Annotated in this window: 20 protein-coding genes and 1 pseudogene; 17 read left to right on the forward strand and 4 right to left on the reverse strand. The window is 72.2% G+C overall.

Annotation, left to right across the window (positions count from 1 at the left end; translation table 11 throughout):
* Window positions 1–179: 179 nt before the first annotated feature.
* The 3 genes from A4R44_RS17210 to A4R44_RS17220 form a co-directional block, all read right to left on the reverse strand.
* Window positions 180–2,744: a DUF3488 and transglutaminase-like domain-containing protein gene (locus A4R44_RS17210; protein ID WP_067581298.1), complete on the reverse strand. Its 2,565-nt coding sequence runs from the start codon at window positions 2,742–2,744 to the stop codon at window positions 180–182.
* 76 nt (window positions 2,745–2,820) lie between these two features.
* Window positions 2,821–4,092 (reverse strand): DUF58 domain-containing protein, encoded by a 1,272-nt coding sequence (locus A4R44_RS17215; protein ID WP_067581300.1) that lies wholly within the window; start codon window positions 4,090–4,092, stop codon window positions 2,821–2,823.
* A gap of 32 nt (window positions 4,093–4,124) precedes the next feature.
* Window positions 4,125–5,189: a MoxR family ATPase gene (locus A4R44_RS17220; RefSeq protein ID WP_067581302.1), complete on the reverse strand. Its 1,065-nt coding sequence runs from the start codon at window positions 5,187–5,189 to the stop codon at window positions 4,125–4,127.
* A gap of 264 nt (window positions 5,190–5,453) precedes the next feature.
* On the opposite strand from A4R44_RS17220, the gene A4R44_RS17225 reads away from it, so the two are divergent.
* From A4R44_RS17225 to A4R44_RS17305, 17 genes and pseudogenes are all read left to right on the forward strand, one after another.
* On the forward strand, window positions 5,454–5,819 hold the full coding sequence (locus A4R44_RS17225) for a hypothetical protein (protein WP_067582245.1): 366 nt from the start codon (window positions 5,454–5,456) through the stop codon (window positions 5,817–5,819).
* The gene (locus tag A4R44_RS17230) at window positions 5,812–6,357 is read left to right on the forward strand and encodes a DUF3558 family protein (protein WP_093573686.1); all 546 of its coding nucleotides are present in this window, start codon (window positions 5,812–5,814) and stop codon (window positions 6,355–6,357) included. The genes A4R44_RS17225 and A4R44_RS17230 overlap by 8 nt, the downstream gene beginning before the upstream one ends.
* Before the next feature lie 24 nt (window positions 6,358–6,381).
* Window positions 6,382–6,963, forward strand: coding sequence for a PPE domain-containing protein (locus A4R44_RS17235; protein WP_067581304.1), 582 nt, complete (start codon window positions 6,382–6,384; stop codon window positions 6,961–6,963).
* Window positions 6,960–7,673 carry an ESX secretion-associated protein EspG gene (locus A4R44_RS17240; protein ID WP_067581305.1) on the forward strand — a complete coding sequence of 238 codons (714 nt, stop codon included), beginning with the start codon at window positions 6,960–6,962 and terminating at the stop codon, window positions 7,671–7,673. The genes A4R44_RS17235 and A4R44_RS17240 overlap by 4 nt, the downstream gene beginning before the upstream one ends.
* 872 nt (window positions 7,674–8,545) lie before the next feature.
* Entirely contained in the window at window positions 8,546–8,977 is a 432-nt protein-coding gene (gene mraZ / locus A4R44_RS17245; RefSeq protein WP_009080393.1) for a division/cell wall cluster transcriptional repressor MraZ, read from the forward strand.
* A 191-nt stretch (window positions 8,978–9,168) separates the two neighbouring features.
* The gene (rsmH, locus tag A4R44_RS17250) at window positions 9,169–10,125 is read left to right on the forward strand and encodes a 16S rRNA (cytosine(1402)-N(4))-methyltransferase RsmH (protein ID WP_067581307.1); all 957 of its coding nucleotides are present in this window, start codon (window positions 9,169–9,171) and stop codon (window positions 10,123–10,125) included.
* Entirely contained in the window at window positions 10,122–10,781 is a 660-nt protein-coding gene (locus A4R44_RS17255) for a hypothetical protein (protein ID WP_067581309.1), read from the forward strand. Before rsmH ends, A4R44_RS17255 begins: the two co-directional genes overlap by 4 nt.
* Window positions 10,781–12,697: a penicillin-binding protein 2 gene (locus tag A4R44_RS17260; RefSeq protein ID WP_067581311.1), complete on the forward strand. Its 1,917-nt coding sequence runs from the start codon at window positions 10,781–10,783 to the stop codon at window positions 12,695–12,697. The genes A4R44_RS17255 and A4R44_RS17260 overlap by 1 nt, the downstream gene beginning before the upstream one ends.
* A gap of 436 nt (window positions 12,698–13,133) precedes the next feature.
* Window positions 13,134–14,674, forward strand: a pseudogene (locus A4R44_RS17265) (UDP-N-acetylmuramoyl-L-alanyl-D-glutamate--2,6-diaminopimelate ligase).
* Window positions 14,671–16,176 carry a UDP-N-acetylmuramoyl-tripeptide--D-alanyl-D-alanine ligase gene (gene murF, locus A4R44_RS17270; RefSeq protein ID WP_067581312.1) on the forward strand — a complete coding sequence of 502 codons (1,506 nt, stop codon included), beginning with the start codon at window positions 14,671–14,673 and terminating at the stop codon, window positions 16,174–16,176. The pseudogene A4R44_RS17265 and the gene murF overlap by 4 nt, the downstream one beginning before the upstream one ends.
* The gene (mraY, locus tag A4R44_RS17275; RefSeq protein WP_067581314.1) at window positions 16,173–17,255 is read left to right on the forward strand and encodes a phospho-N-acetylmuramoyl-pentapeptide-transferase; all 1,083 of its coding nucleotides are present in this window, start codon (window positions 16,173–16,175) and stop codon (window positions 17,253–17,255) included. The genes murF and mraY overlap by 4 nt, the downstream gene beginning before the upstream one ends.
* 3 nt (window positions 17,256–17,258) lie before the next feature.
* The gene (gene murD, locus A4R44_RS17280; protein ID WP_067581316.1) at window positions 17,259–18,665 is read left to right on the forward strand and encodes a UDP-N-acetylmuramoyl-L-alanine--D-glutamate ligase; all 1,407 of its coding nucleotides are present in this window, start codon (window positions 17,259–17,261) and stop codon (window positions 18,663–18,665) included.
* Entirely contained in the window at window positions 18,652–20,088 is a 1,437-nt protein-coding gene (gene ftsW, locus A4R44_RS17285; RefSeq protein ID WP_067582251.1) for a putative lipid II flippase FtsW, read from the forward strand. Before murD ends, ftsW begins: the two co-directional genes overlap by 14 nt.
* A complete protein-coding gene (gene murG, locus A4R44_RS17290) occupies window positions 20,085–21,209 on the forward strand; it encodes an undecaprenyldiphospho-muramoylpentapeptide beta-N-acetylglucosaminyltransferase (protein ID WP_067581318.1) in 1,125 nt (374 codons plus the stop codon). Before ftsW ends, murG begins: the two co-directional genes overlap by 4 nt.
* Window positions 21,202–22,620: a UDP-N-acetylmuramate--L-alanine ligase gene (gene murC, locus A4R44_RS17295; RefSeq protein ID WP_067581320.1), complete on the forward strand. Its 1,419-nt coding sequence runs from the start codon at window positions 21,202–21,204 to the stop codon at window positions 22,618–22,620. Before murG ends, murC begins: the two co-directional genes overlap by 8 nt.
* A complete protein-coding gene (locus A4R44_RS17300) occupies window positions 22,617–23,483 on the forward strand; it encodes a cell division protein FtsQ/DivIB (RefSeq protein ID WP_067581322.1) in 867 nt (288 codons plus the stop codon). The genes murC and A4R44_RS17300 overlap by 4 nt, the downstream gene beginning before the upstream one ends.
* 94 nt (window positions 23,484–23,577) lie before the next feature.
* Complete coding sequence (locus A4R44_RS17305; RefSeq protein ID WP_067581324.1) at window positions 23,578–24,411, forward strand: NAD(P)H-binding protein; 834 nt, start codon at window positions 23,578–23,580, stop codon at window positions 24,409–24,411.
* Between the two features lie 192 nt (window positions 24,412–24,603).
* Here A4R44_RS17305 and A4R44_RS17310 read toward each other — a convergent pair whose 3' ends face one another.
* A complete protein-coding gene (locus tag A4R44_RS17310; RefSeq protein WP_198545326.1) occupies window positions 24,604–25,317 on the reverse strand; it encodes a DinB family protein in 714 nt (237 codons plus the stop codon).
* Window positions 25,318–25,379: the final 62 nt, after the last annotated feature.

A 25,379-nucleotide genomic window follows, 5' to 3' on the forward strand; every position in this document is an offset into this window, starting at 1 on the left:
CCACTCACGATCGCGGCTTGACTTCTAAGAACCTGAGATGTCTTTCTCCGGGGCGCCCGCGTCGGCGCCGAACTGCCTGAGCGTTTCTCGAGCGTCCAGATGTGCGCTGGCGATAAGGAGGTGGTGGACGGCGGAATGGGGGACTATCGCCGGGCGTCCGCGTCAACCGAATCTGAAGCTCACCGCCGTCGGCGCAGGACCGACCTCGGGAACAACCGTCCCCGCATCGACAGCGGTGCGGTGCGGCGCAGGCTGTCCCGCAGCTGCCCGAAAGCGGGCTCCAGCGTCGGGTCCGGGGTTGTCTCGTCGCTGTACCAGCTGCGTTCCACCGCGCCCAGCACGGTGCGCAACGCCTCCCTGCCCGAGTCGTCCAGACGGTGGCGTTCGGCGATCTTTCCGCCGGCCACCCGGACCGTGTCGCTGTCGGAGATCGGCAGGTCGCGGTCCGCGCACTCGGCTTTCAGCTCGCGCCAGGCCGCGTCGGCGGCGCCGGGGGAGTGTGTCGCGATCGTCTGGAGGCGGCGGCGGCGCATCAGGTCCCGGATCGCGGCGGGGCCACCGGTTGCCGCGAGCACCAGGACGACGAACGCGGCGAGCCACCACGACACCATTCCGGCCAGCAAACCGAGAGCGGCTACCAGCAGGACGGCTCCGGTCAGGGGCAGCCACAGCGCTGCCAGGCGTAGCCGGGTCGGGGCGGTGACTGGGTTTCTGACCAGGACATCGCCGTCGGGGGTGGATCCAGGCGGGACGCCGGACGGGGGCAGATCCGCGGCGGGCGGCGGGCGGCGGCGCAAGAAGTACGACGTCGCGACGGCCGCGGCGCCGAGGACGGCCAGCGTCAGAGCCAGCCAGGTCAGCCAGCTGTCGCCGGGAGTCGTGTCCACGGGGGCGGCGGGGGTGGCCTGGTCTTGGTTCTTGTCCGCCGACGCGCCGGTGGACGGGGCGGCGGAGCGCGAGGCCGTCGGGAGGTCGTCGGTGGCGTTGGGCTGCTGCGGGTTCTGGGTGTTCTGCTGGAGATACGGCGGGACGATGCCGCGGCCGTCGGCGAGCGGGGTCGGGTCGAAGCTGACCCAGCCCTTGTCGCCGAAGTACGCCTCGACCCACGCGTGCGCGTCCTGCGAGCTGATCGACTGGTAGTCGCCCTTGGAAACGCCGGGAGTGAAGCCGATCGCGACGCGCGCGGGGATGTGCGCGACCCGCAGCATCACCGCCATCGCCGACGCGTATTGCTCGCAGTAGCCCCGTTTTCCCTTGAGGATGAAGTCGGCGAGAGCGTCGGAGTCGGTGGCGTCCGCGGTCTTCGTGTCGTACACGAAACCGTTCTGCGCGCTGAAGTACTGCCACAGCGCGGTGGCCCGGTCGAAGTTGTTGGTCTTGCCCGCGGTGAGCTGGTCGGTCAGCGCCGTGACCCGCTTGTCGACCTGGCTGATCCGGGTGTAGAGACCGGGCACCTCGTCGGATTTCGGTGCGGTGTCCCGCAATTCCGCGGCCGTCGGCTCTTTCAGCGACGCGGTTTCCACGTAGGGCGGCGCGGGCTCGCTGCTCGTGGTGAACACCGAACCGCTGACCCGGTCGTACAGCCACTGCGGCGGCACGCCCCGGAGCGCGCGCGGGGCGCCGTAGACCGGCAGCCAGTTGTCGACCCAGCGCGTCGGCTGGATCTGGATCTGCCGCGACACCCCGGTGCCGTCGTCGCCGGGCGCGGCGGGCAGCGTGCTGTTCGCGAGCACGCCGGTCTGCGCCTGGCCGCCGGCGCGCAGGCCCCAGCCCTTGTTCGGGGTGTAGGTGTCCAAGGTGAACGCGCGCATCAGCCGCCGGTCCGGGCCGAGGCCGCGGACCTGGAACAGCTCGGTGTTCTGACCCTGGTCGAGCAGCCCGCGCAGCTGGGTGAACGGCGCGATGCCGAACCCGCCGGTCCCGTCGCCGTCGCCGCCCGGCCCAGAGCCGAACGGGATCTTGCCGACGGTCCCGACCATGGTGATCCCGCCGCCCAGCAGGCCGAGCACGATCGCCGAGCTGACCACCGCCACCGGGGCCTGCGCGAGCCGCAGCGTGCCGCCGGAGCCGGGCGCGTCGCGGTTGCGCCAGCGACGGTGCCGGTGGTTGCCGTCGAGGGCGAGCAGGCACGCGAAGGCTCCCGCGCCGAGCACGAACGTCCACCACGGCATCAGGTCGTCCGACAGCGCCGCGGGCACCGCGTACACGCAGAGCAGCACGAGCCCGGTCGCCGCAGGTGCTGCCGCGGCCACGGCGAGCGTGTCGACCAGCACCGCGACCAGGCCGACCGCGATCGTCACCAGGCACAGGATCGGCTGCGTGCTGTCGACCGGCGGGAGGCCGATCCGGATCTGGTCGGCCGCCGCGGTGAGCGTGGCCTGGAGTTCGCCGAAGGCGGTGGGGCCGGGGAAGATCGTGAGCACGCCTTGGGTCGTGAACGCCCCGGTGATGAGGAACAGCAGCACGAGCAGCTGCCCGAACCCGGCGACGACGGTCGGCGCGCGCAGCGATCGCAGCGCCAGCCCGGTGCCCGCGACCAGCACGACGGCCACGAAGACGTACCCGAACCAGGCCCAGCCGGCCACGACGCTGGTCAGCGACGTGGCCGCGCACAGCGTCGCGAGCCCGGCGGCGATCGGCGGCAGGACGCTGCTCCGCCACGCGGGCGGGGGATCGGTCGGCTGCGGCGTCGGGGTGTGCGGGATCGGCGGCGCGCCGGACGGGCGGGGAGCGGTGGTGGTCATCGGATCCCCCTGAGTGCTCGTGAGGGGCAATACCGGTTAGAACCGGGATTGCCGCTCACGACGGTGCTTGCCGGGCTCATCGCGTACCGCCGATCACCGTCGACCGGTGGGTGCCCGCGCGGCACAGCAGCCCCCACACCTCGGGCATCGGCGTCCGCGGACCGGCCACCACGACGCCCCAGCCCGCGCCGCGCAGCAGCTCCGCCGACTCCTCCGTCGCCGCGGCCAGGTGGTCCGGCGAGGCCGAACCCGCCCAGCTCGGCGTGTCCAGGAGAACGGCGAGGCTGCGGACCCCGCGAGCCCGGTACCGCGTCAGCTCGTGCACCGATTCCGCGCTCACCGTGCCCAGGATCGCGATCAGTTCCTGCCCTTCGGCCGGGTCGTGGCCGAGCGTCACGTCTCGCTGGTGCGCGGGCTGGAGCGCGGCCAGCGCGTCGAGCACCAGGTTGTCGTAGCCTTCCCCGCCGTCGGCGGGAGAGTCGGCCAGCGAGATGCCGTGTTCGGTCACCAGCCGGACCCGGTGGCCGGTCCGCCGCAGGTGCAGCGACACCGAAGCGGCGAACGACACCGCCCACTCCAGACTCGCCGACGGGCCGCTCCCGTGGTGCGCGGCCGCGCGGTGGTCCAGCAATACTGTCGTGCCGCCGCGCCAGGGGCGTTCCTCGATGCGGACCATGATCTCGTCGCGGCGCGCGGTCGACCGCCAGTGGACCTTCCGCATGTCGTCGCCGGTGCGGTAGTGCCGCACGATCACGTCCGGCTCGCCCTGCCCGGAATGCAGCCGGACGCTTCCGTCGTCTCCCGCCCCGGCCCCGGCGCCGCCGGGCAGCCCCCACAGCGGCACCGTGCGCGGCACGACGACCAGCCGCGAATGGCCGATCAGCTCCCGTTCGAATTCGCACAGCCCGAACGGGTCGGTGATCGTCGCGCGCAGCGGGCCGACCTGCTGGATCCCGCGCATGGCCGGGCGCAGCGGGTACCGCAGCAGCACGCGCCGGTCGTGCGGCAGCCGTTCGACCACGAACCGCGGGCGGGTGCCCAGCGCGTACGGCACGCCGTCCTCCAGCAGCACCTCGCCGCCGGGCAGCCGCCCGCTGCGCCACAGCTCCAGGTCGACCTCGCCGGCCGCGCCCGCCGCGACCCGGTCCGGGCGCAGGGAGCGCGCCGCGCCGAGCCGCAGCCGGGTCGCCGAAATGTAGACGGCGACCAGCAGCGGCAGGGCGACGACGAACACCGCGACCCGGAGCAGGTCGCGTTCGTTGAGCACCAGCGAGCACACCGCGGCCGCGATCCCGGCGGCGAGGAGGCAGCGGCCTCGGGTGGTGAGGCCGGAAAGCGCGCGCAGCATGCGGATTCCCTACTCGGGTAGCGGGACGCGCCTCAGCGGGCCGAGCCCTGGGGGACGGGGACGCGGTGCAGCACCGCGCGGACCACGTCGGTCGCCGAACGGCGGGCGGCGTGCGCCTCGGTGGTGAGCACCAGCCGATGCGCCAGCACGGGGACCGCGACCGTGTGCAGGTCGTCGGGCACCACGTAGTCGCGCCCGGACAGCGCGGCCTGCGCGCGGGCGGCCCGGACCAGGTGCAGCGTCGCGCGCGGCGAAGCGCCGAGCCGGATCTCCGGCACCTGCCGGGTCGCCGACACGACGTCGACGGCGTACCGGCGGACCTCCGGCGCGATGTGCACGCCGCGGACGGTTTCGATCAGCCGCTGCATCGTCTCGCCGTCGGACACCGGAGTCAGGTCCGCGAGCGGGTTGTGCCCGGAATGCTCGTCGACCATGGCCAGTTCGGCCTGCTGGTCGGGGTAGCCGATGGACACCCGCGCGGTGAACCGGTCGCGCTGGGCCTCGGGCAGCGCGTAGGTGCCCTCCATCTCGATCGGGTTCTGCGTCGCGATGACCATGAACGGCGCGCCGAGGGAGTAGGTGCTCGTGTCGACCGTGACCTGGTGCTCCTCCATGCACTCCAGCAGCGCGGACTGCGTCTTCGGCGAGGCCCGGTTGATCTCGTCGCCGACCACGATGTTCGCGAACACCGGGCCGGGCCGGAACTCGAACTCGCCGGTCTGCCGGTTGTAGATGGAAACGCCGGTGACGTCGCTGGGCAGCAGGTCGGGCGTGAACTGGACGCGGCTGACAGTGCAGTCGATCGAGCGCGCGAGCGCCTTCGCGAGCGAGGTCTTGCCGACGCCCGGCACGTCCTCGACGAGCAGGTGCCCCTCGGCGAGGAGGGTCACCAGCGCGATCCGGATGACGTCCGGCTTGCCGACGAGGACGCGTTCCACGTTCGCGGCGATCCGGCGCGCGGCGTCGTGCAGTTCGCCGAGCCCGGCCGCCGGGACCTGCGCCAGCCCGTCCGCGGACTCGACCGCCGGGTACGGCGGCTGCCCGGACCCGGAGCCGTGACCTCCGGCGGGGGAAGCGGACTGGATTCTCGACGTCACTCGACCTCCTGGTGGCGCAATAGCTGGACGGGAACCGGCGGGGATGCGCGCCTGTCCAGCGTTCTCCCCAGTGTGTCAAACCCGGGAGAACCGGGCGGCGGAACCCCGAGATCGTTTCATGGTGACGCCCAGCCACCTCGGTACTCCTTCTTACGGGTGATTATGAGGCATTTTCAGGTGATCCCGCTGACCGTGTGCACTGTCGTATGCTCCGAAACGAAGTCGCCCGACCACGGTTCGACGTCGGAAGAGGTGCATCCGCGCATGAGCGAGGCCGAGGCGGAACGGAAAGCCGGGCTCCCGGGACTGTCCGGCGGCCGGTTCGCGGTCACGCCCGAACTGGCGACCGCGACGTACGCGAAGCTCGGCGAACTGCAGGACGTCGTCGGCGAGATGGTCCGCGAGGCCGCGGTGCTCGGCCGGTCGGTGCCGCTCGGCGGCGGGTACGCCGGCGAGGTCGGCGCGTTCATGGCGAAATACGGCCTCGGCCGCGACGGCTCGGCGGTCGACCAGCTCACCGCGTTCGGGAAAGAAATCGCCGGGCTGAAGAAACGCATCGGCGGCGCGCTGGAGAAGTACCGCGACCAGGACGGCGAAGCCGCCGAAGGCGTGGACTGCACCGGTGGCTGACCGTTCCGCGGCGCGCGCCGCGCTCCTTTTTCTCCCGCTCGCCGGGCTCACGGTGCTCGTTTCGTGCGGCCGGATGCCCGGCATCTCACACGCCGCGCCCGCCGACGGAGGCCCGCCCGCGCCCGCGCCGCCGTCCTCCTCCGCTCCTTCGCTGGCCAAGCTCGATCCGTGCACACTGCTTTCGCCGCAGGACCGGTCGTCGGCCGGGCTCCCCGGGCAGGGCAAGCCGAAGACGATCGGCGAGGCGCGTGCCTGCGACTGGACGGTGCCCTCGACCTTCGGCGTCACCGTCACTCTCGACGAGACCAACGGACTGGCCAACCTCGACCTCTCCGGCGGCAAGCGCACCAAGAAGGACGTCGGCTCGCACCAGGCGGTGCAGGTGTCCGGCCGCCGCGGCACCTGCGCGGTGCTGCTCGACGTCGGCGGCGCGCGGAGCGTGCAGGTCGACGTGAACAACGCGAACTTCGCCGACTCGGACCTCGCCTGCTCGCGGGCGGGCGACGTGGCCGGGCTGGTCGAGCCGAAGCTGCCGTGAACCCCCCGTGCGAGGAGGAAAGTCGTGACCGACACCCCGGCTGAGTCCCCGGTCCCCGAGCCGACGGCCCGGTACGAAGCGTTCAGCCACGCGGCGCTGGCCGCGCAGGCGGTCAACGGCAACGACCCGGCCGCCGCCGGCGAGTCGGGCACGCGGTGGGCCGGGCTGTCGCAACGGCTTGAGGACTCGATCGGCGGGCTGGTCGCGTTGTCCGCGGGCAGCGAGGAAACCTGGCAGGGCGACGCCGGCGACGCGATGCGGAAAGTGCTCGGCACAGCGTCCGGCTGGCTGGCCGAAACCTCCGTGGTGTCGGCGAAAGTCGGGGAAGCCGTGCAGGGGCAGGCCGAGGTCGCCGCCCGGGCGCGCGCGGACATGCCCGCGCCGGTGGACTTCGACCCGGCGGCGATGATCCGCTCCGCCGCGGCGAGCGGGGACCTGGTGCGGCTGGCCGGGCTGTCGTCCGCCATGGACGAGCGGCGCGCCGAAGCCGAGGCCGCCCGGCAGAAGGCGATCGACGTCCTGCGCACCCGGGACACGGCGTTGCGCGGGCTGCTTCCCGAAGGCGAGTTCCCCGCGGTCCCGCCGCTCGGTGCGGGGCCGGCTTGATCAGCCTGTCGGCGTCCGCGTTCGACATCGTCTGGGCCGACCTCGGCCTCGACGCCCCGCCCGCGCCGCTGGCGGTGCGCAGCGTGGGGGAGACCGACGCCGACCGCTCCGCGATCCGCGCGGAGGTCTACCGGAACCTCGGCGAGCGCGGCCTCTTCGACGGCCGTCTCGACGCCGCACTGGAGAACAGCCTCCGCGTGCTGGCGTCCGCGGAACGGTATGTGGAGTGCGAGGCGCTCGCGGACATGACCGCGGACGAACCGTTCCGCGCGGTCGCCGCGATCCGCGGCCGCAACGCGGTGCTGGCCGTGCAGCCGGCGCGGACGATCGGCGTGCGCGGCATCGGGGAAAGCGAATTGGCCTCGGCGATCGTCGACGTGCTGCCGGAACTGTCGGCCGGACCCGGCTACGGCGTCCGGCTGCCCGCGGCGGGGAAACCGCCCGGCGGCGCACAGGGTGAGGAACTGCGGGCGATCCAGTCCCGGCCGGTGTACGCGGCGGGCCAGTTCACCGTCCACGTCCGCGACCGGGCGGGCAAACTGGCCAGGACCGGCGGGCTGACCTGGTTCGACACGGACGCCGGGGCCTATTCGGCGGTGTCCTCGCCGGGTCGCGGCGGGCAGGAATGGGTGACGGTGTCCCCTGTGGACAGTGCACGGCTGGCCGAGCGGGTCATGGAGCTGGCACCGCGCCGACCCGATGGGTCGTGAGCGGCGATGCCGGTTCTGACCGGCACCGCCGCTCACGACGTCGGTTACGGGGGCCGCTGATCACCGTCGACCGGCGTGCGCCCGCGCGACAGCGGTCCTCGCTCGGCCCGCCGCGGTTGTCTCGGCACCGTCGCGCCGGGTTCCGTCCGGCTGGCCGCGGCCAGTTCCCCACGCCGCCCCACCGGACTCGGCCCGCCTGCTCCCCTTGCTTCCACCGCGTGACCAGGCTGCGCTGCCCCGCCCCACCGCGCATCTCCCGGGGGTGGCGCCGACTCCCGCCACGCTCCTTCCAGACGCCACTGCGGCTCCCCGCCACCCCGCTGCGGCTCCCCGCCGGGCCCCGCTGCGCTGCCCCGTCCTGCTCCACCGCGCATCTCCCGGGGGTGGCACCGACTCCCACCACGCCCCCGCTGCGGCTCCCCGCACTGCTCCACCGTGGCGCCTCCCGAGAGTGGCGCCGACTCCCGCCACGCCCCCTCCGGGCCCCGCCGCGGCTCTCCGCAACGTCGCCCCGCCGGGCCCCGCCGCGGCTCCCCACCCTGCTCCACCCGCGGTCCCCACCAGCCCCCACCGGTTCCCCCACCGACCCCCACCACTGGTCCCCACGCTGCCGAAAGGCGGACGTTTCAGGCCTTCCGAGGTTGCGGGAGACCCCGGTGCGGGGGATCTTCGCCACGGTCCCCCCACCGCGCCCCCACCTGGACCCACCTCCGTGACCTGCGCAAACGCGCCACCCGACGGAGTGGCGCGGCCGCGAGACGCGTTGACTGTGGTGAAAAGTGGGGTACGGTGGTGCCCAGTGGGGCGGAAGGGAGCCCCCGAGCCGGAACCGGGCGGGGAGCCAACCGGATCCGGTAGGGAGGTGGAGGCCGGTGTTCCTCGGCACCCACACCCCGAAGCTGGACGACAAAGGGCGGCTCACACTGCCCGCGAAGTTCCGCGAAGCCTTGGCAGGCGGGCTGATGGTCACCAAGGGGCAGGACCACTGTCTCTTCGTCTTCCCCCGTGCCGAGTTCGAGCAGATGGCCAGGAAGGTCGCCGAAGCCCCGTTCACGAACGAGGCGGTGCGGGCCTACCAGCGCTACCTGTTCGCCGGGACGGACGAGCAACGTCCGGACGGGCAAGGGCGCGTCGCCATCGCGCCGGAGCTGCGCCGGTACGCGGGGCTCAACAAGGAGTGCGTGGTGATCGGCGCGATCACCCGGCTCGAGATCTGGGACGCCCAGGCGTGGCAGGGCTACCTGGACGAACACGAGGACAGCTACGCACAGGCTCGGGAGGAAGTTCTGCCGGGCGTCTTCTAGGAGACGCCCTGAGCGCACCTGCGTCGTCGGGGGACGTGGGTACGCCGTTCGACGCGGATGCCGTGAGGCCTCTGTCCGCTCTTTGACCCTGGCGCACCTTCCCCGGTGCCAGGTCAGCAAGCGGGCGGGCAGGGACCTGACGGCATCCGCCGCATCTTCCCCGGAACACACGCGGCAGAAAGGGGGAAGACATGGCGGGCGAAGCCGAGCACGTTCCGGTGCTGCTGGACCGCATCGTCGAGCTGTTCGCCCCCGCGCTGGCCGATCGCGACGCCGTGCTGGTCGACGCGACCGTCGGCCTCGGCGGCCATTCCGACGCGCTGCTGGCCGCGTTCCCCCGGCTCCGGCTGATCGGCCTCGACCGCGATCCCGCCGCGCTTGAGCGCTCCGCGGAGCGGCTCGCGCGGCACGGCGACCGCGTCGACCTGGTCCACACTGTCTACGACGGACTTCCCGAAGCGGTGTCCGGGCTGGGACTGTCCTCAGTGGAGGGCATCCTGTTCGACCTCGGCGTCTCGTCGATGCAGCTCGACCGCGCCGAACGCGGATTCGCCTATGCGCGGGACGCGCCGCTGGACATGCGGATGGACCCGACCACCGGGTTCACCGCGGCCGACGTGCTCAACACTTACGCGCCCGGCGAGCTGATCCGGATCCTGCGCGACTACGGCGAGGAACGCTTCGCGCAGCGGATCGTCCGCGCCGTGGTGGCGGAACGGGAGAAAGAGCCGTTCACCCGCAGCGGCAGGCTGGTCGAACTGCTCTACTCCGCGGTTCCGGCGGCGAGCAGGCGCACCGGCGGGCATCCGGCGAAGCGCACCTTCCAGGCGCTGCGGATCGAGGTCAACGGCGAGCTGGAAGTGCTGCGCCGGGCGATGCCCGCGGCGCTGGGCACGCTGGCGATGGACGGCCGGATCGTCGTCGAGTCCTATCAGTCCCTTGAGGACCGGCTGGTCAAGCAGGCACTCGCGGAACTGGCGAAATCCCGGACGCCGGAAGGGCTTCCGGTCGAACTGCCCGGGCACGGGCCGGAATTGAAGCTCCTCACCCGGGGAGCGGAGAAAGCCGGCGAGAGCGAGATCGAGCACAACCCGCGGGCCGCTTCGGTGCGGTTGCGCGCAGCACAACGGATCGGAGAGCCGCGATGACCGCACCCACGAAGTCCCGCCGCTCGTCGTCGACCGCTGCGGAGCGGGCACCGCGGAACACCGTCACCGAGGCCGACGCTCCGGCTCGGCGGCGCACGACGGCGGCCGAGCGCGCGTACGCCCGGCGGGCGCAGCGGGCCGACCTGCTGCGGCAGCGCGCGCCGAAAAAGCCGGTCGCGGAACCGGAAACCGTCGAAACGAAGACCGTGCGCACACGGCTCAAGCTGCGCTGGCCGCAATCGCGCGCGTCGTTCGTGCTCGTGATGATGGGGCTGCTGGCGGTCGGCGTCGCCGCGACGCTGTGGTTCACCACGCAGGCGATCGCCGATTCGTACCGGCTCGAAAAGCTGCGCACGGACAGCGCTTCGCTGATGGAGACGAAGGACCGGCTGGAGCGCGAGGTCGCGAAGGCCCAGTCCCCGGCGTCTCTCGCGCCCGCGGCCAAACAGCTGGGCATGGTGCCCGGCGGCGACCCGGCGCGCATCGTCGTCGGCAAGGACGGCAAGACGACCGTCGTCGGCGAACCGAAGAAGGCCGAGGCACCGCAGGACGACGCGGCCGCCCCGCCGTCGACCCCCGTCGCGCCGCCCGCGGAAGGCGGCATCGAAGGCGATCTGCCGGGCACCACGCCGGGCCTCGCCGGGGGAGGCCAGTGATGGCGGCGGGCGGCAGCAGCCGTTCCCGGGCGGCGGGCAGCGCGCGGCGGACTTACGCCGCGGGCACCCGCCGCGCGGTAGCGAAACGGGGCAACGGCGGACAGCGCAGCCGGTTCTCCGCGGTGCGCATCATGCTCGTCGTGCTGATGGTGGTGGCGGGCGCGAAACTGGTGCAGGTGCAGTGGTTCGAGGCCCCCGCGCTGTCGGCGGCGGCCGAACGGCAGCGCACCCTCACCATCGACATCCCGGCGCAGCGCGGATCCATTGTGGACCGCAATGGGGCGAAACTGGCGTTCAGCGTGGAAACCCGCACGCTGTCGGTGAACCTGCGGGCGCTGCACAAGTCGATGGACGAGTACGCGAAGAAGTACCCGGACAAGGGCCGCAACTTCGAAACCGAGGTGTCGGGAGCGGCGAAGCTGATCGCGCAGAAGCTCCCGCACCTGACGACGGAGGCCGAACAGCTGGCGCTGCTGCACAAACAGCAGTCCTTCACCTACCTTGTCGACAACGTCGAACCTTCGGTGGCCGACCAGATCGTCAAGAAGTACGCGTGGATCAGCGTGGAGAAGCGCGCCAAGCGCGAATACCCGGGCGACACGCTCGCGTCGAACATCGTCGGCATGGCGAACTGGCGGATGGAAGACGCCGACGTGTCGAAGCACAACCTGCACGGCGTGATCGGGCTGGAGAAATCGCGCGACGCGGACCTGGCCGGCACGCCCGGCCGCGAGATCGTGAACACCCAGAACGGCAACGACAATCTGTACCTGCCGGGCACCGAGCACGTGCTGAACGCCGCCGTCCCGGGCTCTGACCTCGAACTGACGATAGATTCCGACCTGCAGTTCGAGCTGCAGCGCCAGCTGAGCGACTACGCCGCGAAGGCCGGAGCCAAGGGCGGACAGGCGGTCATCATGGACGCGAAGACGTCCGAGGTGTACGCGCTGGCCGACGCGAGCACGTTCAACCCGAACGACCCGTCCACCATCAAGGACGACCTGCTCAACAACCGCCCGATCACCACGCCGTACGAGCCGGGTTCGGTGAACAAGGTGGTCACCGCGACCGCGGCGATCGACGACAAGATCGCCACGCCGACCTCGACGCTGGAGGTGCCGGGCTCGATCAAGATCGCCGACCGGACGGTGCACGACGCGTGGGTGCACGGCACGCAGACGTTCACCACCACCGGCGTCTTCGCGAAGTCCTCCAACGTCGGCACGCTGGAACTCGCGCAGCAGGTCGGCCCGGACCGGTATCTCGCGCTGCTGAAGAAATTCGGCATCGGGCAGAAGACCGGCATCGGCCTTCCCGGCGAAAGCTCCGGATACGTGCCGCCGCGCAAAGACTGGTCGGCGTCCACGTTCGGCAACCTGCCGATCGGGCAGGGCCTTTCGATGACCGTGGTGCAGATGGCCGGGATGTACCAGGCGATCGCGAACGACGGCCTGCGCGTCGAACCGCGGATCGTGAAGGCGAAGAAGAACCCGGACGGCACGGTCACGCCGGAAGCGCCGCCGAAGACCGAGCGCGTGGTGAGCCCGGAAACCGCGAAAACGGTGCGGGACATGCTGCGCGCGGTGGTGCAGAACGCGAAGAGCCCGAACGCGGGCACCGCGCCGTCGGCCGGGCTGGAGGGCTACCAGATCTCCGGCAAGACCGGCACCGGCCAGCAGATCGACCCGCGCACCAAGGCCTACAGCTCGAGCCTGGCGAACATCACCTTCGCCGGGATCCTGCCCGCCGACCACCCTCGGTTCGTCGTCGGCATCCGCCTCGACGCGCCGGACAGCACGCCCGCCGGGCATTCCGCGGGGCCGCTGTTCCACTCGATCGCGTCGTACCTGTCGCAGCGGTACCAGATTCCGCTGTCCGACGGTCCGTCGCCGGTGGTGCCGCTCGTCGTGGGCTGACCCGCCCGCTCTCCTGAACCGCCGGTCCGTGAGGGCCCCGCGTCGGGGGCGTTGCCAGCGGCACGCGGAGTTCCGTCGAAGGCCGCGGTGCGGCTTGGGCGGCGCACCGAATGCGGTGTTGGGCGTGCTCAACGCAACCAATGCGGCCTGGGGTGCGTTCGATGCGGCCAGCGCGGCGCCGGGGCCGCGCGAGGCGGCGGACGCGGCACCGGGAGCGGGCCGCGCGTGCGGGCGGCGCGGGCGATCGTCCACACGGGCCGGTGCATCGCGAGGGAAAGGGTTGCGCCGCAACGATCTTGACCGCTCCGCCTACCACACCCGCGGCGGGGGCGCGCGTTCGCCGTACCGCGTTGGGTCACCCGGATCCGGCCTCGGTAACCTCTCCGGCGTGTCCGTGTCCTCGTCCCAGCCCCGAAGCGGGCCCGCTGCCGCGTCGCTGCCGGACAGCCCGGTCAAGGCAGCCGCCGCCCCGCCCCGCCCGGCCCGGATCGACCCGGTCCCGCTGGCCACTCTGCTCGCCCGTGCGGGAGCCCGGCTCATCGCCGACCGTCCCGAGGCCGCCGACTTCACCGTCACCGGCACCACGCTGCGTGCGCAGCACGTGCTCCCCGGTGACCTGTTCGCCGGCCTCCCCGGAGCCCGCGCGCACGGAGCCGACTTCAGCGACCAGGCCCTCGCCGCCGGCGCCGCGGCCGTCCTGACCGACCCGAGCGGAGCCGACCGGCCCGCGCTGCGCGACGCGCCGGTGCCGGTCCTCGTGCACCCGGACCCGCGCGCCGCGCTCGGCGAGATCGCCGCGTGGATCTACGGCGAGCCGTCGCTGAGCCTGTCCGTCCTCGGCGTCACCGGCACCTCCGGCAAGACCACCACCTCCTATCTGGTCGACTCGGGCCTGCGCGCCGCCGGGCGCACCACCGGTCTGATCGGCACGGTCGAGACCCGCATCGCGGGCGAGCGCCTCGTCAGCGGGTTCACCACGCCGGAGGCTCCGGACCTGCAGGCGCTGCTCGCGGTGATGCTGGAACGCGGCGTCACGCACGTGCCGATGGAGGTGTCCAGCCACGCGCTGGCGCTCGGCCGGGTCAACGGCACCCGGTTCGCGGTGGGCGCGTTCACGAACCTGTCGCAGGACCACCTCGATTTCCACAAGGACATGGAGGAGTACTTCGCCGCCAAGTCCCTGCTGTTCGACGGCCGGTCGACCACCGAGGTCGTCGTGGCCGACAGCGCGTGGGGGCAGGCGCTGCTCACGCCGCAGACGGTGACCGTCTCGACCGAGGCCGGGGCCGACGCGCTGTGGCGGGCCGCCGACATCGAGGCGACCCCCGCGGGGGAGCAGACCTTCACGCTGCTCGGGCCGGACGGGCTCAGCCTCGCCGCGAAGATCCCGCTGCCGGGCACGTTCAACGTCGCCAACGCGGTGCTCGCCGCGGCGATCCTGGACAGCGCGGGCATCGACGCCGGCGACATCGTCGCGGGGCTCGCCGCGGTGGAGGTGCCTGGCCGGATGGAGCGGGTGTACCTCGGCCAGGAGTTCACCGCGGTGGTCGACTACGCGCACAAGCCGGCCGCGGTGGCGCAGGGCCTCGACGCCCTGCGCGCCCGCACCGACGGCCGCGTCATCACCGTGCTCGGCTGCGGCGGCGACCGCGACACCGCGAAGCGCCCGATGATGGGCGAGGCCGCGGTGCGCCGCAGCGATCTCCTGATCGTCACCGACGACAATCCGCGTTCGGAGGACCCGGCCGCGATCCGCGCCGCGATGATGGCCGGGGCCCGCGCGGTCGGGCCCGCGGCGGGCGGCGAGGNCGCGAGGCGATCGCGTCCGCGGTGTCGCTCGCCCGGCCGGGGGACATCGTCCTGATCGCAGGCAAGGGCCACGAGACCGGCCAGGAGGTCCAGGGTGTGGTGCACCCGTTCTCCGACCGGGACGAACTGGAGGCCGCCATCCGCAAGCGTCTCGAGGTGACCGCGTGATCGAGCTGAGCCTGGCCGAGATCGCCGACGTCGTCGGCGGCAGGCTGCACCGCACCGACGGATCCGCCGTCGTGACCGGCAGCGTCGAATTCGACACCCGCGAGCTCGGCCAGGGCGGGCTGTTCCTCGCGCTGCCCGGCGAACGCGTCGACGGGCACGATTTCGCCGCGAAGGCGGTCGAGGCCGGCGCGATCGGCGTGCTGGCCGCGCGGGAGGTCGACGCCCCGGCGATCGTCGTGCCGCCGCTGCCGCCGGGACAGGGCAACGCCGGGTCGGTAGCGCTGACCGGCGACACCGACGGCTCCGGAGTCGCCGTGCTCGCCGCGCTGGCCAAGCTCGCCCGGTACGTCGTCGAGCGGCTGGCGGCGGGCGGGCTGACCGTCATCGGCGTCACCGGCTCGTCCGGCAAGACCTCGACCAAGGACGTCATCGCGCAGCTGGTCGAGCCGATGGGCCCGACGGTCGCGCCGCCCGGGTCGTTCAACAGCGAGCTGGGCCATCCGTGGACCGCGCTGCGCGCCGACGCGTCGACCAGGTTCCTCGTGCTGGAGATGTCCGCGCGCGGGGCCGGGCACATCGCCGCGGCCGCCGAGACGACGCCGCCGCGGATCGGCGCGGTGCTCAACGTGGGCAGCGCGCACGTCGGCGAGTTCGGCTCGCGCGAGGGCATCGCGAAGGCCAAGGGCGAGCTGGTCGAGGCGCTGCCGGAAGACGGCCTGGCGGTGCTGAACCTCGACGATCCGCTGGTCGCCGCCATGGCGAGCCGCACGAAGGCCCGTGTCGTGGGGGTGGGGGAGTCGGCCGGGGCGCAGGTCAGGGCCGTCGACATCACGGTCGACGACGAGGCCCGCCCGTCCTTCCGGCTGAGCACGCCCGAGGGCGAGGCCCAGGTGACGCTGCCGCTGCACGGCGAGCACCACGTCGGCAACGCGCTGTCGGCCGCTGCCGTCGCGCGCGAACTGGGCGCGACCACCGGGGACATCGCGCAGCGGCTGTCGTCGCTGCAGCGGCGCTCGGAGCGCCGGATGGACGTCACGACCCGCGCGGACGGCGTCACGATCCTCAACGACTCGTACAACGCCAACCCGGAGTCGGTCCGGGCCGGGCTGAAGGCGCTGGCGTCGATGAGCCGCTCCGGCCGCCGCGCCTGGGCGGTGCTCGGCGTGATGGGCGAGCTGGGCGAGGACTCGGTGACCGCGCACGACTCGATCGGCCGGCTCGTGGTCCGGCTCAACATCGAGAAGCTCGTCGTGGTCGGCCAGGACGCGGCCGCCATGCACCAGGGCGCGCTGCAGGAGGGTTCCTGGGGCGAGGAGTCGGTGCTGGTACCCGATGTCGAGGCCGCGGTCGCCGTGCTGCATGATCAGCTCCGTTCCGGGGACGTGGTGCTGGTCAAGGCGTCCAAGGCCGCCGGTCTCTGGCGGGTGGCCGAAGCGCTGCTGGCCGATCCCGGGAACTCCCCCTCCTCGTCTTCCGAACGCTCGAACGGTGGTCACGCGTGATCAACATCATGATCGCGGCCGCGGCGGGTCTGCTGGTCTCGATCCTGCTCACGCCCTACCTCATCCGGGTCTTCTCGCGACAGGGCTTCGGCCAGGAGATCCGCGAGGAAGGCCCGCAGGGGCACAAGTCGAAGCGCGGCACCCCGACCATGGGCGGCGTCGCGATCATCATCGCGATGGTCGTCGGCTATTTCGTCGCGCACCTGATCACCTGGATCAGCAACTCGCGCTCGGCCGCGCCCTCGGCGTCGGGCCTGCTGGTGCTGATGCTCGCGGTCGGGCTCGGCGTGGTCGGCTTCCTCGACGACTTCATCAAGATCCGCAAGCAGCGCAACCTCGGGCTGAACAAGACCGCGAAGCTGGTCGGCCAGCTGGTGGTCACCATCCTGTTCGCGGTGCTGTCGCTGCAGTTCAAGGACGCGCAGGGGCTCACCCCGGCCTCGCAGAGCCTGTCCTACGTCCGCGACCTGGCGCTGATCACCTTCCCGTCGGTCGTGTTCGTGATCTTCTGCTACATCGTCATCTCCGGCTGGTCGAACGCGGTGAACTTCACCGACGGCCTGGACGGCCTGGCGGGCGGCGCGGCGGCGATGGTGCTCGCGACGTACGTGGTCATCTCGTTCTGGCAGGCCCGGCTTTCCTGCTCCACCCAGCCGCTCCCGGCCTGCTACGACGTGCGCGACCCGCTCGACCTCGCGGTCGTCGCGGCCGCGGCCACCGGGGCCTGCATCGGGTTCCTGTGGTGGAACGCCGCCCCGGCGAAGATCTTCATGGGCGACACCGGGTCGCTCGCCCTCGGCGGCCTCGTCGCCGGGCTGTCCATGACCACCCGCACCGAACTGCTCGCCATCGTCATCGGCGGCCTGTTCATGGTCGAGATGATCTCGGTGGTCACCCAGATCGCGGTCTTCCGCACGACGCGGCGGCGGCTGTTCCGGATGGCGCCCTTCCACCACCACTTCGAGCTGGCCGGGTGGGCGGAAACCACGGTGATCATCCGGTTCTGGCTGCTCTCGGCGATCTGCTGCATGTTCGGGCTCGGGCTGTTCTACAGCGAGCAGCTGAACTTCGGAGGCTGAGCCGTGCAGCTGGAGGGCACACACGTTCTCGTCGCGGGCGCGGGGGTCACCGGGAAATCGGTCGTTCCCGTGCTGCGCGAACTGGGCGCGCGAGTCACGGTCACCGACGGCAACGCCGACCGGCTCGCCGAGCTGAAGGACCTGGACGCCGAGCTGGTGCCCGGCCTGACCGAACCGCCCGCGGGCACCGCGCTCGTGGTGACCAGCCCGGGCTGGCGGCCGGCGTCTCCGCTGCTGGTCGCGGCGGCCGAGGCGGGCGTCGAGGTGATCGGCGACGTCGAGCTGGCCTGGCGGATCGGGCAGCTGCGCGAGCATCCGCCCGCATGGCTGGTCATCACCGGCACGAACGGCAAGACGACCACGGTCGGCATGCTGGAGTCGATCCTGCGCGCGGCCGGGGCCGACGCGGTGGCCTGCGGCAACGTCGGCTATCCGGTGCTCGACGCGGTCCGCGGCGGGCACCAGGTGCTGGCCGTCGAGCTGTCGAGCTTCCAGCTGCACTGGTCGTCCACGATCGCGCCGGACGCGTCGGTGGTGCTGAACCTCGCCGAGGACCACCTCGACTGGCACGGTTCGATGGCGGAGTACGCCGCCGCGAAGGGCCGTGTGCACGAGCGTTCGCGCGCCGTCGTGCACAACGTCGACGACCCGTGGTCCGCGCGGATCGCCGAGGACCACGCGCCGGACGGCGCCCGGCGGATCGGGTTCGTGCTCGACACCCCGCGCGCCGGGGAACTGGGCCTGGTCGAAGACCTGCTGGTGGACCGCGCGTTCGGGGCCGACCCGGAGACGAGCGCGGAGGAGCTGGCCGAGATCGCCGACGTCCGCCCCGCCGGACCGCACAACCTCGCGAACGCGCTCGCCGCGGCCGCGCTGGCCCGCGCGCACGGAGTCACGCCCGCGGCGGTGCGGAAGGGGCTGCGCGCGTACGAGCCCGCGCCGCACCGCGCGGTGGAGGTCGCCGAGATCGGCGGCGTCCGCTATGTCAACGACTCGAAGGCCACCAACCCGCACGCCGCGCTCGGTTCGCTGCTCGCGCACGAAAGCGTGGTCTGGATCGCGGGCGGGCAGCTCAAGGGCGCGTCGGTGGACGAGCTGGTCGCCGCGGTCGGCGGACGGCTGCGCGCCGCCGTGCTGCTGGGCCTCGATTCACCCGTGATCGAGGCCGCTCTCGCGCGACACGCGCCGGATGTCCCGGTCAACCGCCTCCTTCCGGGTGACGATGAGCCCATGACTGCGGCGGTGAATGCGGCCAGCGCCCTGGCTCGTCCTGGTGACGTGGTGCTGCTCGCGCCCGCCGCCGCCTCGCTGGACATGTTCCGCAGCTACGGAGAACGCGGCGACGCGTTCGAAGCCGCGGTGCGTGCGCTGGACGACGGCGCGGCGGGGGCGGCGGATGACGGTCGTTGACGGAGACAAGCCCCGGCCGCGCCGCGTCCGCAAGGAAAGCCCGTTCGTCGCGCTCCGCACCGCGCTGACCGCCTGGCTGTCCCGGCCGCTGGCGTCGTTCCACCTGGTCCTCGCGCTGACCGGCATCCTCACCGTGATCGGCGCGGTGATGGTGCTGTCCGCGTCGTCGGTGGCCTCCTACAACCCGAAGACCGGCAGCGGCGTGTACGCGCTGTTCTCCCGGCACCTGATGTTCGTCGCGCTCGGCGGGATCGTGTTCTGGGTCGGCCTGCGGGTGCGGCTCGAACGGGTCCGCCGGATGTCGGCGACGATGACGGTGGTCTGCCTCGGGCTGCTGCTGCTGGTGCTGACGCCGCTCGGGTCGACGGTGAACGGTTCGCAGGGCTGGTTCAAGCTCGGCGTGTTCACCTTCCAGCCGGTCGAGGCGGCGAAGGTGGCGCTGGCCTTCTGGGGCGCGCACATCCTGGTGATCAAGTACAACGTGCTGCACCAGTGGCGGCATCTGCTGGTCCCGGTGGTGCCGGTGGCGCTGCTGATGTTCGCGCTGGTGATGCTGCAGCCCGACCTCGGCGGCACGATCACCCTCGCGGTGGTGCTGCTCGGCCTGCTGTGGTTCGCCGGCGCGCCGAAACGGCTCTTCGGGGTGATCCTGGCCGGCGGCCTGAGCGGCGTGCTGGTGCTGGCGATCATCGCGCCCTACCGGCTCGCGCGGGTGATGTCGTTCCTGTCGCCGGACGCGGACACCTCGGCCGAGGGGTTCCAGGCGAACCAGGCCAAGCTGGCGCTCGCCGACGGCGGCCTGTTCGGCAAGGGGCTCGGGCAGGGCGCGTCGAACTGGGGCTACCTGCCGAACGTGCAGAACGACTTCATCTTCGCGCTGATCGGCGAGGAACTGGGCTTCGTGGGCTGCGCGGTCGTGCTGGCGCTGTTCGCCGGCGTGGCCGTGGTCGGCCTGCGCATCGCCACCCGCAACATCGACCCGTGGATCCGGATCGTCGCGGGCACGCTGACGGTGTTCCTCGTCGCGCAGGCGGCCATCAACATCGGCTACGTGGTCGGGCTGCTGCCGGTCACCGGCGTCACGCTGCCGCTGATCTCCTACGGCGGCACCTCGCTCGTGATCACCATGCTCATCATGGGCGTGCTGGCCAACGCCGCGCGGCACGAACCCGAGGCGGTGGCCGCGCTGCGCTCGCACGGGCCGGGTAAATTCGGACGCCTGCTGCGGCTGCCCGCGCCCGATCCGTACCGCCCGCCGTCCTCCCGCAAGGGAACGCGCGGCGCGGGGACCGGGACGAAGGCGGCCCGGCCGGCGCCGCGTGCGGCCCGGCCCGCACCGGCACAGGAACGCCGCCGGTCGGCGCGGCGGACTACAGCGAACCGCGGTGCCCGGAGCACCGCGAACCGGAGAGGTCATTGGTGAGCAAGCCCGTCAAGGGAACCGAGCGGTCGGCCGCGGGCCGGGCGCCGGTCGTCGTGGTCGCAGGCGGGGGCACCGCCGGGCACATCGAGCCCGCGCTCGCGCTGGCGGACGCGGTGAAGCGGCTGCGCCCGGACGCCGAGGTGATCGCCCTCGGCACGGAACGCGGCCTGGAGAACAAGCTCGTGCCCGCGCGCGGGTACCCGCTGGAGCTGATCCCGCCGGTGCCGATGCCGCGCAAGCCGACGCCGGAGCTGCTCCGGCTGCCGCTGAAGGTGCGCGACGCGGTCCGCCGCACCCGGGAGGTGCTCGACCGGGTGCACGCGGACGTCGTGGTCGGCTTCGGCGGTTACGTCGCGCTGCCGGCGTACCTCGCCGCGCGCGGCCGCACGCCGATCGTGGTGCACGAGGCGAACAAGTCGGCCGGGCTGGCCAACAAGGTCGGCGCCCGGTTCGCCTCCCGCGTCGCGGTCGCGGTGCCGGGCACGCCGCTGCCGAAGGCCGAGGTGGTCGGCATTCCGCTGCGCCGCTCGATCACGTCGCTGGACCGGGCCGCGCTGCGCGCCGAGGCACGCGAATTCTTCGAGCTGGACCCGGACGCGCCGACGCTGCTGGTGTTCGGCGGTTCGCAGGGCGCGGCGTCGATCAACTCCGCGATTTCCGGCGCGGCGAAGGACTTCGCCGAGGCGGGCGTCGGCGTGCTGCACGCGCACGGGCCGAAGAATTCCCTTGTGGTGCAAGAGTTTCCCGGACGCCCGCCGTATGTGCCGGTGCCGTATCTGGAGCGGATGGACCTGGCCTACGCCGCGGCGGACGCGGTGGTGTGCCGGTCCGGCGCGATGACCGCGGCCGAGGTGTCCGCGGTCGGGCTGCCCGCGGTGTTCGTCCCGCTGCCGCACGGCAACGGCGAGCAGGCGGTCAACGCCCAGCCCGCGGTCGACGCGGGCGCGGCGCTGATGGTCGCCGACGCCGACCTCACCGCGGAGAAGGTCGCCGAGCTGGTGATCCCGCTGGTGACCGACGCCGACCGGGTCGCCGCGATGAGCGCGGCCGCCGTCGGGCTCGGCCACCGCGAGGCCGACGAGACCCTCGCCCGCATCGTTTTGGAGGCCGCCGGTGCCTGACACGCCCGAACTGCCCGCGCGGCTGCGCCGGGCGCACCTGATCGGGATCGGCGGGGCCGGGATGTCCGGCATCGCGCGGATTCTGCTCGCCCGCGGCGCGGCCGTGTCCGGGTCGGACGCCAAGGAATCGCGCGCGCTGCTTTCCCTGCGCGCGCAGGGCGCCACGCTGTTCGTCGGCCAGACCGCGGACAACCTCGCGGAGCTGGCCGAACCGCCGTCGGCCGTCGTGGTGTCCACCGCGATCAAGGAGGCCAACCCGGAACTCGCCGCGGCCCGCGAACGCGGCATCCCGGTGCTGCACCGCGCGCAGGCGCTGGCCGGGCTGATGGCCGGGCACCGCGTCGCGTGCATCGCGGGAACGCACGGCAAGACGTCGACCACGTCGATGCTCACCGTGGCGCTGCAGAACTGCCGGATGGACCCGTCGTTCGCGATCGGCGGCGACCTCAACGAATCCGGGGCCAACGCCCACCACGGCGAGGGCGGCGTGTTCGTCGCCGAAGCCGACGAGAGCGACGGCTCCTTTCTCACCTACACGCCGTCGGTGGCGGTGGTGACGAACGTCGAGCCCGATCACCTCGACCACCACGGCACCGCCGAGGCGTACGTGAAGGTGTTCGGCGACTTCGTCGGCCAGATCGCGCCGGGCGGGCTGCTGATCGTGTGCGCCGACGACGAGGGCGCGGCCCGGCTCGGCGACGAGGCCGCCGCTGCCGGAGTGCGGGTGCGCCGGTACGGGCGTGCCGCTTCCGGCGAGGGCGACGTGCGCGTGCTCGACTACACGCCCGCGCCGGACGGCGGTGTCGTGCGGGTCGCGCTGGACGGCGAAGAACACGACCTGCGGGTCGCGGTGCCGGGCGAGCACATGGCGCTCAACGCGGTCGCCGCGCTGCTCGCCGGGCTCGAACTCGGCGCGCCGCTGGACGGCATGGCCGCCGGGCTCGCCGCGTTCGGCGGGGTGCGCCGCCGGTTCGAGTTCAAGGGCCGCGCGGGCGACGTCCGGGTGTACGACGACTACGCGCACCACCCGACCGAGGTGGCCGCGCAGCTGCGCGCGGTGCGCACGGCGGCGGGCAGCGGACGGGTCGTCGTCGTGTTCCAGCCGCATCTTTACTCGCGCACGCAGACTTTCGCCGCCGAGTTCGCCGAAGCGTTGTCGCTGGCCGACGAGGTCGTGGTGCTCGACGTGTTCGGCGCGCGCGAGGAGCCGGTGCCGGGCGTGAACGGCGCGCTGATCGCCGACCGGGTGACCGTTCCGGTGCATTACCAGCCCGCTTTCGACGTCGCCGCCGGTTTGGTCGCTGACCTCGTGCGTCCGGGCGATCTCGCGATCACCATGGGCGCGGGCGACGTGACGCAGCTGGGCCCGGAGATCCTGGCCGAGCTGGACCGGAGGGCCGGCCGACGATGACCGAGACCCGGCAGCAGCGCCGTCGCTCGCCCGCGCCTCGCGCGGGCGAGGAACAGCGTGCTGCCCTGGCCCGGGAACGACGCGGGAGGCGGACCGAGGAGGAACGCCGGCGCACTCGTGCCCGGACCTCCGCGCGTTCGGGCCGTTCGACGCGGGCTGCCGCGCGGAAGTCCCGGCCCACGCGCGGCAAGGAGATCCGCCGTCGCTGGGTGGCTCTGCTGACTGTGGTCACCCTGGTCGCGCTGGGGTATTTGCTGTTCTTCAGCTCGCTGCTCGCGGTGAAGACGGTCGAGGTGCAGGGCGCGAAAACGGTGTCGGCGGACCAGATCCGCGCGACCGCCGCAGTGCCGCCCGATCAGCCGATGCTGCGCGCGGACGTCGACGGGATCCGCGACCGGGTGGCCCAGATGCCGGGCATCGCGACCGTCGACGTGTCCCGGTCGTGGCCGACGACGCTGGAGATCGCGGTGACCGAACGGACCGCGATCGCGTTCTTCGACAGCGGTCCCGGCGGCGACGGGGTGCACCTGGTCGACGGCAGCGGGGTCGTGTTCAAGACGGTGAAGACCCGGCCGGTCGGGCTGCCCGAGCTGAAGCTGCCGAAAGTGTCGGTGGACGATCCGGTCACTCGCGCGGTGACCGCGGTGCTCGGGGTGCTGCCGGAGCAGTTGCTGAAGCAGACGAAGACGGTCACCGCGCAGACGCCGGCGAGTGTCGAGTTCACGCTGTCCACCGGCAAGACTGTGCGGTGGGGGAACGCGGAGAACACTGACCGCAAGGCGAAGGTGCTGGCTGCGTTGCTGACCCAGCAGGGGAAGATCTACGACGTTTCCGCGCCTGAGCTGCCGACCATCACCTCGTGAGTGGCGATGCCGGTGAGCGTCGGCATAGCTGTTCACGAGCCTTCCGTATGCCGTACGCTAGTCGAGTTCGTACGCCATACGAGAAGGTGGGGGCATGACAGTTCTGGTGACGGGTGCGACCGGCAACGTCGGGCGGCTGGTGGTTGACGAGCTGGTGGCTCGCGGGGTGCCGGTGCGGGCGTTGACGGTGGACCCGGAGCGGGCGGCATTGCCGGACGGGGTCGAGGTGGCGGTCGGGTCGCTGGCCAAGCCTTCGACGTTGCCTGCTGCGCTGGCCGGGGTCGAAGCGGTTTATCTGGCTCCTTACCCGCGGACTGTTTCGCGGTTTTGCGAACTGGCTTCGGCGGCTGGGATTCCGCGGGTGGTCGCGCTGTCCGGGTCCAGTGTGGGGGATACGCATCCGATGTCCAGCGGGCACGGGTTCGCCGCGGTCGAGGCCGCGGTGCGGGCTGGTGAATTCGACTGGACGTTTGTGCGGCCCGGGGCGTTTATGATCAATTCGTTGGGGTGGGCGGCTTCGATTCGGGAGCGGGGGGAGGTCCGGTCGGTTTATCCCCGGGCTACGCAGACGCCCGTTGATTTGGGGGATATCGCCGCGGTGGCTGCCCAGGTGCTGGCCGCGGAAGGGCATGGGGGGCGGACTTATGAAGTGAGCGGGCCGGAGGGGATTTCGCTGGAGGCGATGGCTGCGGCTATCGGGGGTGCGGTGGGGAAGGCGCTGCGGTTCGTGGAGTTGACCCCGGAGGAGCAGATTGCCGAGTGGGTCGGGGCCGGGTATCCGGAGGGGGTTGCTTCGTGGTTGCTGGAGAATTTCGCGGTGACTGATCGGGAGCCGCAGGTTCCTACTGGGGTGGTGGAGGAATTGCTGGGGCGGGACGGGGTTTCTTTTGCTGAGTGGGCCAAGGTTAATGGTGCGGCGTTTTCCTGAGGGGGTGGCTCGTCGCCCGGCGGCGACATTGCGCCCGGTGCTCGGTTAGGGCGCCCCGAAGCTGGGGTGTGACTACGGCGCGGGGGTGCTGGTCAGGGCGGAAAGCTTCCTTGACCAGCACCCCCGCGCCGTGTTTTGGCTTCGTATCAGGGGGTGGCTGCCTGGTTGGGCGGTGCACTGGCTGCGGATGCTTTAGCCAGCGGTTTCGATGAGGTCTAGGTCTCTGGTGCAGAAGCTGTGGTGTTCGAAGGTTTCGGTGAGCACGGTGCCTAGGCATTGGCGCACTGAGCGGCCTCTTGCGTAGGGCGGCCAGACGTTGTCGTCGGGTACTGGGGCTGGTGCTGTTAGCTGGGCGGTGGTGACGTTGTCCAGCCAGGCTTCTAGTTCGGCGGCTTGTGCGTCGCGCACGTTCGCGATTTCGTCTAGGGACGGATCTAGCGAGAGGTCTAGCCCGTGTGCTTCGCGGTAGGGCTCGACGGTGGGGCCGATGCCCATGGGCGTGAATTGCGACGTCGAGCCTAGGCAGCAGCGGCGGAACCAAGAGTCGTGGACGAAGACCAGGTGGCGCATTGTCTGCGCCGCGGACCATTCGTCGTTCACGCTGCGGCGTTCGATGCCTGGTGCGCGGCGGATTCGCTCGATCGTCGCGGTCCAGCCGGCACGGAGCCGGCGCGCTGCCTCGCGCAGGTCGGCGAGGTCCGCCGAGCGGATCAGCACTCGCACCGGATGGCGGCGGTCCAGTTCCGCCTCGACGTACTCGCTGACTTCGACGCCGTTCACCACGAGGTTGGAGACGAGCCCGTCGATCACGGCGTCCCGCATGACCACGCCGATCAGGCGCGCTCCGGTCAGATCGCACTCGCGGAACTCCGCGTCGTGCAGGTCCTCGTCGACATGTCTTTTCACGATCCGCATCGTAGGATCGAGCACCGACAAAACCGGCTCCGCGCGGCCGATCGCGGGTCGTG

The organism is Amycolatopsis sp. M39 (genome assembly GCF_001651785.1).
In the GTDB taxonomy this organism is placed as follows: Bacteria; Actinomycetota; Actinomycetes; order Mycobacteriales; family Pseudonocardiaceae; genus Amycolatopsis; species Amycolatopsis rubida.

Excerpts from the sequence above, each read along its gene's own strand:
- A4R44_RS17210 (WP_067581298.1), bottom strand. The coding sequence starts at position 2,744 with ATGACCACCACCGCTCCCCGCCCGTCCGGCGCGCCGCCGATCCCGCAC.
- A4R44_RS17215 (WP_067581300.1), bottom strand. The coding sequence starts at position 4,092 with ATGCTGCGCGCGCTTTCCGGCCTCACCACCCGAGGCCGCTGCCTCCTC.
- A4R44_RS17225 (WP_067582245.1), top strand. The coding sequence starts at position 5,454 with ATGAGCGAGGCCGAGGCGGAACGGAAAGCCGGGCTCCCGGGACTGTCC.
- rsmH (WP_067581307.1), top strand. The coding sequence starts at position 9,169 with ATGGCGGGCGAAGCCGAGCACGTTCCGGTGCTGCTGGACCGCATCGTC.
- A4R44_RS17255 (WP_067581309.1), top strand. The coding sequence starts at position 10,122 with ATGACCGCACCCACGAAGTCCCGCCGCTCGTCGTCGACCGCTGCGGAG.
- A4R44_RS17260 (WP_067581311.1), top strand. The coding sequence starts at position 10,781 with ATGGCGGCGGGCGGCAGCAGCCGTTCCCGGGCGGCGGGCAGCGCGCGG.
- ftsW (WP_067582251.1), top strand. The coding sequence starts at position 18,652 with ATGACGGTCGTTGACGGAGACAAGCCCCGGCCGCGCCGCGTCCGCAAG.
- A4R44_RS17300 (WP_067581322.1), top strand. The coding sequence starts at position 22,617 with ATGACCGAGACCCGGCAGCAGCGCCGTCGCTCGCCCGCGCCTCGCGCG.
- A4R44_RS17305 (WP_067581324.1), top strand. The coding sequence starts at position 23,578 with ATGACAGTTCTGGTGACGGGTGCGACCGGCAACGTCGGGCGGCTGGTG.